The organism is Nocardiopsis lucentensis DSM 44048 (assembly GCF_000341125.1).
In the GTDB taxonomy this organism is placed as follows: Bacteria; Actinomycetota; Actinomycetes; order Streptosporangiales; family Streptosporangiaceae; genus Nocardiopsis; species Nocardiopsis lucentensis.
This window is the reverse complement of the sequence record NZ_ANBC01000586.1, coordinates 1-13,646: the sequence shown is the minus strand read 5'-3', so window position 1 is coordinate 13,646 and position 13,646 is coordinate 1. Positions and strand designations below refer to the sequence as shown.

The following is a 13,646-nucleotide window of genomic DNA, read 5'->3' as shown; positions in this document are numbered from 1 at the left end:
GACTCCCGGGGCCACACGCGTGTGCGCTGTCGTCAGGCGCCCTCCGCGCCGGTCCGCCGCCGTTTTCGCCGTGCCGTCCCCGTGGCGGAGGCGCCGTCGCGGCGGTCCACCCGGAGTACGGAGTCCTCGCGCAGGAACCACGTCAACTGCGGTTCGACCGACCACTGCAGGCTCGCGCGCACCCACGGGGCGCACAGCACCAGGGTGAGGGCGAGCGCCAGGGCGATGGACGCGGCCATCCCCAGGGGGCCGGACATGACGTCGTACCAGGCGGTGTTCTTGAGCAACAGGAGCACCACCGAGTGCCCCAGGTAGACGTAGAGCGAGTAGGCGCCCAGCTTCGTCATCCAGGTGTGCCGCTTGGGGGTGAGGGCGAGCATGGACACGCTCATCAGCAGGGCCAGCACCATGAACGCGAGCCGCAGGCCCATGCTCGGCAGCAGGGGGTCGATGTCGCGGTCGGTGAGGCTGTCGCGCCAGAACAGCCAGTCCCGGCTCAGGTGGTCCGAGATCGGCACGGCCAGGACGGCGGTCGTGGCGAGGACCACCACCGAGGAGATCCGCACCCACCACCGGTCGAGGTGGGCGAAGTGCTCCCTGCGCAGGCTCAGACCCAGGACGAAGAAGGGCAGGAAGCTGAGCACACGCCCCAGCGACAGGGTGGTGCCGAGGTCGGCGGTGGCGGCGAACACCGAGATGACCACGGCGATCGCGACGGGCCAGCGCAGCCGCTGCCACACGGGCACGCTGAGCCGCCACAGGAACAGGGCCACCAGGAACCACAGGGTCCACGTGGGTTTGAGGACGGACATGGACTCCGGGAGTCCCCCGCGCTCGACGGCGTAGATCGTCTGGTGGACCGTCCAGAAGATGAGGTAGGGGATCGCCAGGGACAGGACGAGCTTTTCCACGCGGTTCGACGAGGCGTCGAAGTTCCGCGAAAGGTACCCGCTGATCAGGATGAACGCGGGCATGTGGAAGAAGTAGATCCAGTAGTACAGGGCGCCCGCGGGCGCGTAGTCGGTGAGCGGTTGGACCGCGTGGCCGACCACGACGAGGGCGACGAGGATGAACTTGGCGTTGTCCAGACGTGCGTCCCTGCCGGGGGCGGGGGTCCCCTTCGGGCCGGAAGCACCGGTCGACGTGGTGGCGTTCCGCCCCGTGTGCTGGTCGCGAGAAGGCGGGCTGGTCATGGGTGGGGCCACGAGTGGACTCCGAGTTGACTGGTTCTGGGACAGGTGCACGGTCCCCAGGCCGCGTGGGCGGCGTCGGCGCCGAGCGGCGAAGACCGAGCCGATCCGGGTGTGATCCTTGGACCGTCATGGGTTCGTCGGCTCCGGCGGGCCCGGTCGAGCACGGTCCTCGTGTGCGCGGGACCGCGTCCGGGGGATGGCGCGGAAAGGGTGCCGGAAGGCCGAGCGAACCCGGAAGTGCAGCGTTACCTTACTGAGACATAGTGCGTCATGCCAGGGGTTCGCACAAATCCGCCGCGCCCTTCGGTGCGGCGCGGAGCCTCCGCCGGATCCCGGGAGGAGGGGCGGATGCGCGGATGCGGCCACGAGGGGGTGGTGGCCGTACGTGTGCAGATCCTAACCCTTCCGACACTCCGGGCGGACCCTGGGTGACCGCCGCGGTGTGGGGTGGTGACGTGCGCGCCGATAGGCTGACCCCCGGCAGTGCCCGCGGGCAGCGCCCACACAGTCGAGAACGAAGAAGGCGGTGGAAACCGTGCCGCACGCGGTGGACCCCAACCGTGCCGCTCAGCACGGGAGCGTGGTCATGCGACTCCTCGACGAGCTGTTCCCGCTCGTGGAGGGGTTCTACGTCGATCTGCACAAGAACCCGGAACTCTCCCACTCCGAACAGCGCACCGCCAGCGGCGTCGCCGAATGGCTCACGCAGACCGGCTACGAGGTGCACACGGGCGTCGGCGGCACCGGCGTGGTCGGCATCCTCCGCAACGGCCCCGGCCCGACCGTCATGCTGCGCGCCGACATGGACGCCCTCCCCCTGGAGGAGCGGACCGGCCTGCCCTACGCCAGCACGACGCGCGCTCAGGACGCCGACGGCGCCGAGGTCCCGGTCATGCACGCCTGCGGGCACGACGCGCACACCGCCTGTCTGGTCGGCGCGGCCGACCTGCTGTCCGAGACCCGTGAGGAGTGGTCCGGGACGGTGATGATCGTCGCCCAGCCCGCCGAGGAGACGCTCGACGGCGCACGGACGATGCTCGACGACGGCCTCTTCGAGCGCTTCGGCCGCCCCGACGTCATCCTGGCCCAGCACCTGGGACCCCAGCCCGCCGGACTCATCTCCCACCGCGCCGGCGTCATCCTGGGCGCCGCGCGCTCCTACCGTGTGCGCGTGTACGGCGAGGGCGGCCACGCCTCCGCGCCGCACACCACGGTCGACCCCGTGCTCATCGCCGCCAACATCGTCACCCGCCTCCAGAGCGTGGTCTCCCGCGAGGTGAGCCCCGCGGAGACGGCCGTGCTCACCGTCGGTCGGATCCAGGCGGGGACCAAGGCGAACATCATCCCGGACGAGGCCTTCCTGGAGATCAACACCAGGGCGCTCAACGAAGGCGTCATCACCCAGTTGGAGGAGGCCATCGGGCGCATCGTGCGCGCTGAGGCCGCCGCCTCCGGGGCCACCCGCGAGCCGGAGGTCGAGCCCTTCCAGAAGGTCGGCGTCACCCACAACGACGCCGCCAGCACGCAGGCGGTCGGCGCCGCGCACCTGGCCTACTTCGGCGAGGACTACGTCATCTACCTGCCGGACCCCTCGACGGGCAGTGAGGACTTCGGGTGCTTCGGCCTGCCCGACGACCCCCACCCCATCCCGTACGTCCTCTGGTTCGTCGGTGCCACGCCGCACGACGTGTGGGAAGCCGCCCCCGGTGACAGCCCGTACGAGAAGATGGCCCACGTCCCCGGCCCCCACTCCCCGTTCTTCGCCCCCGCCCGCGAACCCGCCCTCCGGGCCGGGCTCGCCGCGATCACCGTCGCGGCCCTCTCCTACCTGGGGAGCGATGAGCGTTCCACGGTGGCCCCGCTGGGCGCCCCGGTCCCGGAGGAAGCGCCCTTGGGCGGTCCGACCACCGCGCGACCGTCCGTGGCGGCGGCCGGAGTGCCGGTCCCCCCGCCGGCCGAGGAGACGCCCTCGGCCGGGCTCTCGGCCCCGCCACCGGAGGACTCGGGCGGGCCGTTCCCCGGTCCGCCGCCCGTCGACGCCCCTGTGGGTGGTGCCTTCCCGGGCCCTCCGCCGGAGGAGACGGGTGACCCGTTCCCCGGCCCGCCGCCCGTGAACGCGCCCGTGGGCGGCGCCTTCCCCGGTCCGCCGCCGGGGAACGCCCCCGAGCCGAGCGCGCCGCGTCCCGAGTACGGGGAACGGTCGTCCGGGCCCGGCCCGGACTCCCCGACGTCCTTCACCGGGCCCTCCGCGCCCTCGGCGCACGAGGGCGGCAACGACGCCTACGACAGCGCGTTCCTGGCCTCCTCGTGGGACGACCCCTCCGAGGAGCACCCGGTGCACGCCACGCACGACGCCGACATGCGTTCGGTGATGAACGCCCAGGACGACGAGTGGCGTTCGGAGAAGGCCGAGGAGTCCACCCAGTCCGCCGACATGGCGGCGTTCCTGGACGAGGACCCGCTCCAGGGCCCGCCGCCCGTCCAGGGCCCGCCGTCCGGACCGGCCTTCTCGGGGCCCCCGCCACGGGGAGGTGCGCACGACGCCCCACCGCCCCAGGGGCCCGACGACGACCGGCCCGACTCCGAGTACCGGCTCTGATCGCGCGTGCGGGGGACACCCTGGCGGTGGGGTGACCCCCGTGTGCGCAGGGCGCTACGGCACCCCCGGGAGATCCCCCTGCTCGTGGTGTGCGGCCTCGTCACGCTGCTCGCCGTCGTGGGCGCGCTCAGCCGCGCTCGCGACGGCGACCCGGGCGAGCCGCTCCTGCTGCTCAGCGTCCCCGCGCTCGTGTACTTCGTGCGCGGCCAGCTCTTCGCCCGTCAGCGGGTCAACGGCGTGCGCATCACCGAGGCCCAGTTCCCCGAGGCCTACCGGATGGTCGTCGAGGCGGCCGCCGCGTTCCACATGCGGCGTGTGCCCGAGGCCTACATCGTGCTGGGCAACGGCGTGCTCAACGCGTTCGCGTCCGGCCACGGCCTGCGCAGGTACGTGGCGGTCAACAGCGACCTGTTCGAGGTCGGCGGACGCCTGGCCGACCCCGACGCGCTGCGGTTCGTCATCGGCCACGAGGTCGGCCACATCGCGGCGGGCCACACATCCTTCTGGCGGCAGTTCTGCGTGTCCATCGCCCAGGTGATCCCGGGTGTCGGTTCGACCCTCGGGCGCGCCCAGGAGTACACCGCCGACAACTACGCCTACAAGTACTGTCCCGAGGGCATGCACGGGCTGCGCGTGCTGGCCGCGGGCAAGTACCTGTACCAGGCGGTGGACTTCGACGACATCGCCGCGCGCGCCGCCACCGACACCGGGTTCTTCGTCCTGCTGGTCAACCTGCTCTCCAGCCATCCGGTCAACACGTTCCGGTTCGCGGCGCTGGCCGACCGCAGCAGACCGGGCAGGGTGCTGTGAGTTTTCCTCGGGCCCTCGCCCTACCCTCCGTTCCCCTGGCGCGGGATCTTGGCCGCCACCTGCGGCGGCAGGGGTTCGTGGCGTAGGTAGGAGCGGGTGAACACACCCGTGCCGTGCGACAGCGAGCGCAACTCCACCGCGTACCGCGTGATCTCCAGTTCCGGCACCTCGGCCCGTACGACCGCCCGGCCGCCCGGAGCGGTCTCCGTGCCCACCACGCGGCCGCGCCGTGCGGACAGGTCGCTCATCACGGTTCCCAGGTAGGCCTCGTCCACCTCCACGGACACCTCGTCCACCGGTTCCAGCGTCGCCAGCCTCCCCGCCTCGGCCGCGTCCCTCAGCGCCAGGCGGCCCGCCTTCTGGAAAGCCATGTCGGAGGAGTCCACCGAGTGCGCCTTCCCGTCGTAGAGCGTGACGCGGATGTCGACGAGCGGGTACCCGGAGTCCACGCCCTCGGCCATCTGGGCGCGCACACCCTTCTCCACGGAGGGGACGAACTGCCGGGGCACCACACCGCCCACGATCTCGTCGACGAACTCCAGGCCGGCCCCGGACGCCAGGGGTTCCACCTTGATCTTGCAGATCCCGTACTCGCCGTGTCCGCCGCTCTGCTTCACGTTGCGGCCCAGCCCCTGGGCCCTGGCGGCGAAGGTCTCCCGCAGCGGCACCCGCACCTCGCCGGTCTCCACCCGGACCCCGTATTTGTGCTCCAGATGGTCCAGCGCCGCGTCCAGGTGCGCCTCGCCCAGCGTCCACATGACCATCTGGTGGGTCTCGGTGTTGACCTCCACCCGCAGCGACGGGTCCTCGGCGACCAGTCGGGCGACGGAGTGCGAGAGCTTGTCCTCGTCGGCCGAGGAGGCGGCGCGGATCGACACCGGGTACAGAGGCTGCGGGAAGCGCCACGGCGACACCCGCAGCGGGCGGTCCCGGTCGGACAGGGTGTCCCCGGTGCGGGCCGCGGGAAGCTTGGCGACCAGGCACAGGTCACCCGCGACGGCCTCGCCCACCGGGCGGTTCTCCCGGCCCAGCGGTACCGACAGCGCCCCCAGCCGCTCGTCGGCGCCCGTCCGGTCGTGTTCCTCGGTGCCGGTCATGCCGCTCGGGACTCCGTGCCCGTGCAGGTGCACCTCGGAGTCGGGGCGCAGCGTCCCGGAGAACACCCGCACCAGGCTCATCCGGCCCACGTACGGGTCGGTGGTGGTGCTGAGCACCTCGGCCACGAGCGGCCCGTCGGGGTCGCAGGACAGCCCCTCCACCGGACGCCCGTCGGGCCGGGCGACCTCGGGGAAGGGGCGGCGTGTCGGGTCGGGACACGACAGCGGTAGTTCCCGGAGGAGTTCGCGCACGCCCACGCCCTTCGTCGGGCTGAGCGCCAGCACCGGGTGGAACCCACCCGCGGCCACCGCTTCCTTGAGGTCGGCGATGAGCCGGTCGGGGTCGAGCTCGCCCCCCTCCATGTAGCGCTCCATGAGGTCCTCGTCCTCGCTCTCGGTGATGACCTCCTCCACGAGGGTCTCCCGGAGCGGCCCGGCGGTCTCGCGCAGCCAGTCGGGTACCGGGCGGTCGGCGGCCTCACCGCCGGAGTAGTCGTGGTAGCGCTCGGACACCAGGCCCCAGACGCCGACGAGGTGGCGCGCGTCGCCGCTGCCCTCCACGGCGGGAACGTAGGCCGGGTGCACCCCGCCCCCGAACGCCTCCTGGCACTCGGCGACCACCTGGTCGTAGTCCGCGCGCGGGTGGTCCACCTTGGTGACGGCCACCGCGCGGGGCATCCCGACGGCGGCGCACTCCTCCCACAGGACACGGGTTCGCCCGTCCACGCCGTCCAGGGCGGAGACGACGAAGAGGGCGGCGTCGGCGCCGCGCAGCCCCGCGCGCATCGCGCCGATGAAGTCGGCGTAGCCCGGGGTGTCCAACAGGTTGACCTTGACGTCGCCCACCATGATCGGGCTGAGGGTGAGGTTCACGGAGCGCTTCTGCCGGATCTCAACCTCGTCGTGGTCGCTGACCGTCGTGCCCTCCTCCACGCGACCGGGGCGTCCGATCTCCCCGGCGGCCAGGAGAAGGGCCTCCACGAGGCTCGTCTTCCCAGCGCCGGCCGGTCCGACCAGTACGACGTTGCGGATGTTCTCGGGCCTGTCGGCCCTGGGTACTGTTCCGGCTCGATCCACCATCCCTACCACCCAGCCCTTCGGGGTCGGTTGCCGGTCGCGCCAGAGCGGAGGACACCGTCGCTGGTGTGACCCGTGACACTCTCCACATTCGCTTGTCACGTCGTTCACCACAAGAGGTCACTCACGCGTGTTCCGATATGCCTCGTGTGTCGGTAAGGGGCCGATCCGGTGCGGGTGGTGACGGGTCGAGGGCGACACGCCGGGGTCGGTCGTCGGAGGCCGGTGGCGATCGGGCACGATGGTCGGGTGTCTGACGCCATCGACCATCCGCCCTCCCAGGTCCAACGCCTCTGGCTGACCACCTCCGACGGGGTCGGCATCGACGCCGTGCTGCGGCGTGGGTCCGAGCCCCGAACCACGGCCGTGGTCCTGGCCAACGGGTTCACGGGTACCCACCACAGCCCCCACACCCGCGCGATCGCCGAGGGGCTCATCCCCGTCGGCGACGTGATGACCTTCGACTTCCGCGGTCACCACGGGTCCGGCGGTCTGAGCACCGTCGGCAACGCCGAGATCCACGACCTGGAGGCGGTCGTGGCCCACCTGCGGGAGTCGGGCTACACCTCCGTCGCCACCGTGGGCTTCTCCATGGGCGCCGCGGTGGTGGTCCGCCACGCCGCGATCTACGGAGGCGTCTCGGCCGCCGTGGCAGTGAGCGGACCCAGCCGCTGGTACTACAGGGGGACCCGGCGGATGCGACTGCTCCACTTCGGCATCGAGGGCGCCCTCGGCCGGTTCTTCCTCCGCCGTGTCCGCAAGGTGCGGGTGACCGACGAGCGGTGGGATCCGCGTCCGGCGGAGCCCCGCGAGGTCGCGGCGGACATCGCGCCGACCCCGCTCCTCGTCGTGCACGGCGACGCCGACGACTACTTCCCGGTGTCCCACGCCACCACGATCCACGACGCGGCCCGGGAGCCGCGGGAACTGTGGATCGTTCCGGGGATGGGCCACGCGGAGCGCGCGGTGACGCCGGAGCTGACCGCCCGGCTGCGGGACTGGCTGCGGGAGCGGCTCACCTCCGCGCGGGACCGGTCGGAGTGACGGGACCGGTCGGAGTGACGGGACTGGCCGGTACGCCATCGACAGGGGCGGCGAACCGGGATAAAAAGGGCGGATGATCCGATCACGTTCGTCCTCCTCGGAGCCCTCGGAGACGGCATCGCCCCCTGACGGACTCCCCGGGCTGCGCGGGCGGGGGTTCGCCCTGCTCATCGCGGCCACGGCGGTCGGGATGACCGGTTTCGCCGCGGTGCTCCCGCTCGTCCCCCTGTGGGCCTCGCGCGGCGGGGCGGGCGAGTTCGGCGCGGGCAGCACCACGACGGCGTTCATGCTCACCACCGTGCTCACCCAGCTCTGCATGCCCTGGCTGCTCGAACGCGGCGGCGGGTACCGCTGGGCGTTCCCGGTGGGGGCGCTCATCATGGGCGCGCCCACCCCGCTCTTCGCGGTGACGACCGACCTGGCGCCGCTCATCGCCGTGTCGGCCGTGCGCGGGATCGGGTTCGGGATGATCACGGTCGCCGGAACCGCGCTGGCCGCCCGGTTGGTCCCCGGTGACCAGATGGGCCGGGCGACGGGCTACTACGGCCTGGCCGTCGGCCTGCCCCAGGTCCTCATCCTGCCCGGCGGTGTGGGGGTCGCGCTCAGCCTCGGGTTCGACACCGCTTTCTGGATCACCGGTCTGTGCTCGGTGGCGGGCAGTGTGCTGTCCGCGGGCGTCTGGTTCGCCGACGGGGGCCGCAACCGTCCCGCCCTGCGGGGATCGGGTCGCGGCCGGGGCCCCGCTGCCCCGGGCGGGCGCGTGCCGTTCTCGATGCTGGCCGCCCCGCTCGTCCTCATGCTGCTGACCGCGTCGGCGGGTAGCGCCCTCGTCACCTTCGTGGCGATCCCCCTGGAGGGAGCCGCGTGGCTGGTCAGCGGGGTGCTGGCGGCCTACGCGCTGGGCGTCGTCATCGGCCGGTGGAGCGCCGGAAGCCTGCACGACCGCCTCCGCCGGAGCCTCCTGCTCATGCCGGGCATGGTCGTCGCGGTCGTCGGGACGGCCCTGACGAGCGCGGCCCTGTGGTGGCAGGACGGCGGCGGTCAGCCGGGGGCCGGGGTGGCGGTCCTGGCGGTGGGTGGCGCGGCCGTGTTCGGCCTCGGGTTCGGCGCGGTGCAGAACGAGACGGTCACCCTCATGCTCAACCGCGCCGGGCCGGCCGGGTTCGGCCGGGCCAGCGCGGTGTGGAACATCGGCTTCGACGGGGGCGCCGGCGCCGGAGCGATGGGGCTGGGCCTGGTCATCCAGCTGCTCGGCTACGGACCGGCCTTCGCGCTCACGGCGGTGGCGCTGGCGGTGGCCCTCCCGCTCGCCCGCGCCGGAGGACCCGTTCGGGCCGGATAGGGCGGGCGACGAGACGGAGGGCCGAGGCGAAGCGGAAGACCAGGACGAACACCGCTAGTACGAGCTGATGTGCACGTGGTCGTAGTGGTTCTGGGTGTTGTCGCCGCGATCGTTCATGAACACCCACCGGGGGTTGCTCTGCTGCCAGATCCGCTGGCGCCAGATCACGTAGTCCACACCCCACGCGGCGGCGTTGTTGATCGCGTGCTGGGCGATCTGGTCGCCGAGGGCCTGGTTCTCCGCTGAGGGCATCGCGCCTCCGGAGCTCATCATGAAGTCGCAGGCGCGGCCGTCGCCGTGGTCGTCGGCGCTGGGCCGCCAGCAGCCCACGGGGTAGGGCGCGCCGTAGGCCATGATGATGTTGTCGCGGATCGCGGCCATGCGCGGCGTGGTGGAATCCCAGCCGCCGCCCCTGGCGCCGTCGGGGATGGTGCCGTTCCCGGGGGTCTCGGGGACCTGGGACTCCTCGTACTCCCGGATCTGCTCCTCGACCTCGTCACGCTGTTCCTCCAGCGTCTCGATGAGCTCCTCGGCCTCGGCCAGCTCCTCGTTCAGCTCCTCGGCCACCTCCTGCTGCTCCCGGTGGGTGTCGACGAGGCCGGAGATCTGCTCGGACTGGCTCTCACTGATGTAGGCGACGGTCGCGGCGTCGGCGTACATCTGCTCGGGGTCGCTGGAGAAGACGATCTGGAGGTTCGGGAGGAAGCCGTCGGTCTTGTACCGGGAGGCGGCGATCGCGGACACCCCGCTCCGGGACGAGTCCAGCCGCTCCCCGATCTCCGCCAGGTCCTCCTCGGCCTGTTCGACCCGGTCCCGGATCTCGTTGAACTGGAGCAGTTCGCCGTTGTAGGACTCCTCCAGCTCCTCCGCCCGTTCCGTCAGTTCATCGATGTCGACCTCATCCGGCTCGGCCGCGGCGGTCGGGGGAAGGGCGACCATGAGCGCCGCGGTGACGGCGGCGACGGTGAGGGCGGGGCGTCGGGCGCGCCGCGGGGTGGGCGGACAGGAGGGTGTCATGGCTGCTCCGGGGACGGTCCACGCGCGGTCCGTCCTCGCCAACGGTGGTGTGGGGGTGCCGTGGGGGACGGGGGTGGACGGATCGACATGCCTTGTACGGTGCTCCACGTGACCGTGGGGGCGGGTGCGGGGCCGTGTCCGAAGATACCCGTTCCCACCGGGATGCGTTGGTATCACCCGCGTCACTGGGAAACGGCGGTCCGGAGTGTCGGTCCCGCGACGGGTCCCCTTCCGGAGCGGTGGTGTGGGTCAGCCCCCGCCGCCGAACGCGCTGGGAAGCGCGCCACCGGTCGGAGCGGAGGGGGGCGAGGCGGCGGGAAGGAACCAGGACGAGCGGCGGATGTCACGCATCGCGCGCTTGCGCTCCTCGGCGTCCAACCGGTCGATGTAGAGCATGCCGTCCAGGTGGTCGGTCTCGTGCTGGAGGCAGCGCGCCATGAGCCCGGTGCCCTCGACGGTGACCGGCTCGTTGCGCAGGTCCACCCCGGTGACGACGGCGCGCTGGGCGCGGCGGGTGGGGTACCAGAGCTCGGGGACGGAGAGGCAGCCCTCGTCGCCCTCCTGGACCTCCTCGGACAGCTCCGCGATGCTCGGGTTGATCACATACCCGAAACGCCCCTCGACGTTGTAGCTGAACACACGCAGCCCGACCCCGATCTGGGTGGCGGCCAGCCCGGCGCGGCCGGGGGCCTCCACGGTGTCCAGCAGGTCCTTGACGAGGGCCTCGGTGTGCTGGTCGAACCGGGTGACGGGGGTGGTTTTGGCGACGAGTACGGGGTCGCCGAACCGGACGATGGGGCGCATGGTCATGCCCATCAGAGTAGGACATGCCCGACGGCCCTCCGTCCACGGACGGAGACGGGGCGGGGGCCCGGGGCGAACGGGACTCAGACGGCCAGGCCGGGACGCAGGGCGTCGTCCAGGACCATCTCGATGTAGTCCAGGGCCGCCCGGCGCCGGGCGAGCGCGTTCTCGTACAGGGAGGGGGCCTGGGCTCCCCGGCGGACGCGCAGGCACTCGTTGACGATGCGCTGCCACCGCTCGGGGAAGGCGTGCAGGGCGTAGGTGCCCGCACCGGACTTGGAGGTGATCTCCCCGGTCTTGAGCGTGAAGTGCAGGCGGCTGACGCTGAGCACGCTCCAGGAGGGGGCCAGGGAGCCGAGCACGGCCAGTCCGCGCGGGGTCACCAGGCGCCCCGCCTTCTCCCGCCAGCGGCGCCACTGCTCGTCGAGCGACCCGAGGGACCAGGCGCGCAGGCTCTCCGGCTCGTCCCACACATCGAGTTCGAGGGGGTGTGGTCCGCGCACGGTGACGCCGCGGTCGGAGAGGATGTGCCAGGTGACGGGGTTGACGTCGTTGCCGGCCCGCGCCCGGAAGCGTCCGGCGATGACCGAGGCGACGGAGCCGCAGGAGGCGGGGTCGCGCGTGAGGTCGTCCCAGGTGACGTGGATGCCGTTGAACTGGGGGCGGGGGACGTCGGCGCGGGTGAGTAGGTGGGCGCGGCGCAGGAGCTCCAGCTCCGGCTGCTCCGGGGCGCGCGAGGTGACGATGACGAAGTCGACGTCGCTGGTGTGCGGACGGAAGTCGCCGAGAGCGACCGAACCGGTCAGATAGAGCCCTTCGACCAGACCCGGGGCGGTCCGGTCCGCGTGGGCGAGGAAGGTCTGGGCCAGCGTCTGCACCCGAGGGTGGACGGCCATGCTTACTCCAGTCTGGATGGTTCGGTGGATCGGCGGGTCGTGTCCGCTCGGGGTGGGGGGCCGAGGCGTGGCGACCCGGGGGATTCCCGTGGTGGGTGTGATCTGGGAAGTCCTCCGTTCGAGGTCAAGTGTGGTTGGCGTGAAGGGGGTTGGCAAGTGATCACGCCGGACTCGCCCCCTGTCCCCACACGTCAGGTGGTGTGCGGTTACGGGGTGGAAGGGGAGCGCGCACCCTTGACAGGGATGCTCTCCGTGTGCAAGGGCTCGGAGGTGAACCCTCGTGTGCCGGCGCGGGGGTGCTCGTTCGGCAGTGGGGGGCGGTGGCCGTCCGCGCGTTCGGAATCACGTGCACCTGCCGCGTGCATATGCATTTGAATTTATTTGTCCGAGATTTTCTCTAGAGAACTTTCCCGACAAATCGTTCGCTTGGACGAAGCGTATTCGACGGCCTCTCCCCTCGGTTTCATTCTCCGGTTCCGCGCGGGTGTCGGATGTCGTGCCTGGTGCGGCCAAGGAGGTCGGTGATGACCTGGGGGCGGGCACACTGCGCGGATCGCGGTGCGGCGTACGCCACCCCGCGGTGGTGTGGACACGCCCTGTTTTTTCGGCGATTGTTATGGTTCACCAAGAGAACCTCTGGTGATAACCATCACAGCCATTGTCTGATGTTTTCCCGGGCGTAACACAGGGGCACTCCCCCGAAACTGGGCCGCTTTACGCTCGCGGAAGACGGCAGATCCTCACAGCGATTCCAAGGAGCCGCACATGGTCCCCACGATGGTCCTCGTAGCCGACGATTCGCGTGACGCCCACCGACGGGAGGCCCTGTGCGGCCTGGCCGAGGCGGTGGCGGACCGGGGTGAGGCCCCCGTGGCCCAGGCCTTCGGCAGCCCGGACGAGGTCGCCGCGGCGGTCCGTTCCGTCCCGGGCCCCAAGGTGGTCGTCCCCGCGTTCGTCGCAGGGGGAGACGTGGCCAGCGCACACCTGTTCTCCCGGCTCGACCTCGCCCACTTGGAGAACTCCTGCCACACCTCGCCCCTGGGCGCGGTGCCCTCCATCGTCGCCGACCTCGCCGGGCGGCTCGGGGAGGCGGGTTGGAGCCCGCAGGACGGTGTGGTCCTGGCGGCCGACGGCACCACCGGAGCCGAGGAGCGCCAGGTGGTGATGGACGTGGCCCGCATGCTCAGCCGACGCCTGAGCGCCCCGGTCCAGGTCGGATACCTGCGTACCTGGGCCCCCTCGGTCTTCGACGCCGTCGACCGTCTGCGTCGCGACGGACGTGAGCGCGTCGCGGTCGCCGCGTGGCGGCTGGTCGACGGACCCGACTTCGACCTGCTCCGGGGGCTGGACGTCACCGCCCTCACCGCGCCGCTATGGCCGTCCGACCTGGTCGTGGACACCCTTCTCGCCCAGCACCGGGCGGCGAAGGGCCGGCTGGTCTGAGCGCCGGGAACCGTTACTCGGGCCGCGCGGATGGGTATGAGGGCAAGGGGCGGGAATTCCCCGCACCCACGAAGCCACATCCGTTCCGCTTCGGCCGGCGCACGGAGCGGAGCGGGTTCGGGTACGACCCCTCGCGAGGTCGCGGCCTTTCATGACCCCGACATGTCGGTCCCCCGCCGCCGACCCCGGCCAGGAGGGTCGTCGCCACGCACGCGACCGCCGCCCGCGATGGGGGCTCGGCCCCGGTCGGCGTCGACGTGAGCGAACCTAAGGTGGATGTATGAACGACGTCACAGCGCAGTTCGTCGACGACCGCCAGCGTCG

Annotated in this window: 10 protein-coding genes; 5 read left to right on the top strand and 5 right to left on the bottom strand. The window is 71.8% G+C overall.

Going from position 1 to position 13,646, the window contains the following annotated elements; translation table 11 throughout:
* Positions 1-32: 32 nt before the first annotated feature.
* Complete coding sequence (locus D471_RS35365) at positions 33-1,193, bottom strand: acyltransferase family protein (RefSeq protein ID WP_017600397.1); 1,161 nt, start codon at positions 1,191-1,193, stop codon at positions 33-35.
* 526 nt (positions 1,194-1,719) lie between these two features.
* Here D471_RS35365 and D471_RS0120735 point away from each other — a divergent pair.
* The gene (locus D471_RS0120735) at positions 1,720-3,792 is read left to right on the top strand and encodes an amidohydrolase (protein ID WP_017600396.1); all 2,073 of its coding nucleotides are present in this window, start codon (positions 1,720-1,722) and stop codon (positions 3,790-3,792) included.
* Between the two features lie 42 nt (positions 3,793-3,834).
* Positions 3,835-4,602 (top strand): M48 family metallopeptidase, encoded by a 768-nt coding sequence (locus D471_RS0120730; RefSeq protein ID WP_026127917.1) that lies wholly within the window; start codon positions 3,835-3,837, stop codon positions 4,600-4,602.
* Positions 4,603-4,622: 20 nt separating this feature from the next.
* On the opposite strand, the gene D471_RS0120725 is transcribed toward D471_RS0120730, so the two are convergent.
* A complete protein-coding gene (locus D471_RS0120725) occupies positions 4,623-6,779 on the bottom strand; it encodes an elongation factor G-like protein EF-G2 (protein WP_026127916.1) in 2,157 nt (718 codons plus the stop codon).
* 246 nt (positions 6,780-7,025) lie between these two features.
* On the opposite strand from D471_RS0120725, the gene D471_RS0120720 reads away from it, so the two are divergent.
* A complete protein-coding gene (locus D471_RS0120720; protein WP_017600393.1) occupies positions 7,026-7,820 on the top strand; it encodes an alpha/beta hydrolase in 795 nt (264 codons plus the stop codon).
* 73 nt (positions 7,821-7,893) lie between these two features.
* Positions 7,894-9,162: an MFS transporter gene (locus D471_RS0120715; protein ID WP_017600392.1), complete on the top strand. Its 1,269-nt coding sequence runs from the start codon at positions 7,894-7,896 to the stop codon at positions 9,160-9,162.
* A 54-nt stretch (positions 9,163-9,216) separates the two neighbouring features.
* Here the strand turns inward: D471_RS0120715 and D471_RS0120710 are convergent, their stop codons facing one another.
* From D471_RS0120710 to D471_RS0120700, 3 genes are all read right to left on the bottom strand, one after another.
* Complete coding sequence (locus D471_RS0120710) at positions 9,217-10,179, bottom strand: coiled-coil domain-containing protein (protein WP_017600391.1); 963 nt, start codon at positions 10,177-10,179, stop codon at positions 9,217-9,219.
* 249 nt (positions 10,180-10,428) lie between these two features.
* Complete coding sequence (gene def / locus D471_RS0120705; RefSeq protein ID WP_026127915.1) at positions 10,429-10,989, bottom strand: peptide deformylase; 561 nt, start codon at positions 10,987-10,989, stop codon at positions 10,429-10,431.
* A gap of 77 nt (positions 10,990-11,066) precedes the next feature.
* Complete coding sequence (locus D471_RS0120700; RefSeq protein WP_017600389.1) at positions 11,067-11,879, bottom strand: aminoglycoside adenylyltransferase domain-containing protein; 813 nt, start codon at positions 11,877-11,879, stop codon at positions 11,067-11,069.
* A 765-nt stretch (positions 11,880-12,644) separates the two neighbouring features.
* On the opposite strand from D471_RS0120700, the gene D471_RS0120695 reads away from it, so the two are divergent.
* Positions 12,645-13,322, top strand: coding sequence for a sirohydrochlorin chelatase (locus tag D471_RS0120695; RefSeq protein WP_017600388.1), 678 nt, complete (start codon positions 12,645-12,647; stop codon positions 13,320-13,322).
* The last annotated feature ends 324 nt before the right edge of the window (positions 13,323-13,646 follow it).

What these genes read in the sequence shown, in the direction of transcription:
- D471_RS35365 (WP_017600397.1), bottom strand. Translation starts at nt 1,193, where the DNA reads ATGACCAGCCCGCCTTCTCGCGACCAGCACACGGGGCGGAACGCCACC.
- D471_RS0120725 (WP_026127916.1), bottom strand. Translation starts at nt 6,779, where the DNA reads ATGGTGGATCGAGCCGGAACAGTACCCAGGGCCGACAGGCCCGAGAAC.
- D471_RS0120715 (WP_017600392.1), top strand. Translation starts at nt 7,894, where the DNA reads ATGATCCGATCACGTTCGTCCTCCTCGGAGCCCTCGGAGACGGCATCG.
- D471_RS0120710 (WP_017600391.1), bottom strand. Translation starts at nt 10,179, where the DNA reads ATGACACCCTCCTGTCCGCCCACCCCGCGGCGCGCCCGACGCCCCGCC.
- def (WP_026127915.1), bottom strand. Translation starts at nt 10,989, where the DNA reads ATGACCATGCGCCCCATCGTCCGGTTCGGCGACCCCGTACTCGTCGCC.
- D471_RS0120700 (WP_017600389.1), bottom strand. Translation starts at nt 11,879, where the DNA reads ATGGCCGTCCACCCTCGGGTGCAGACGCTGGCCCAGACCTTCCTCGCC.
- D471_RS0120695 (WP_017600388.1), top strand. Translation starts at nt 12,645, where the DNA reads ATGGTCCCCACGATGGTCCTCGTAGCCGACGATTCGCGTGACGCCCAC.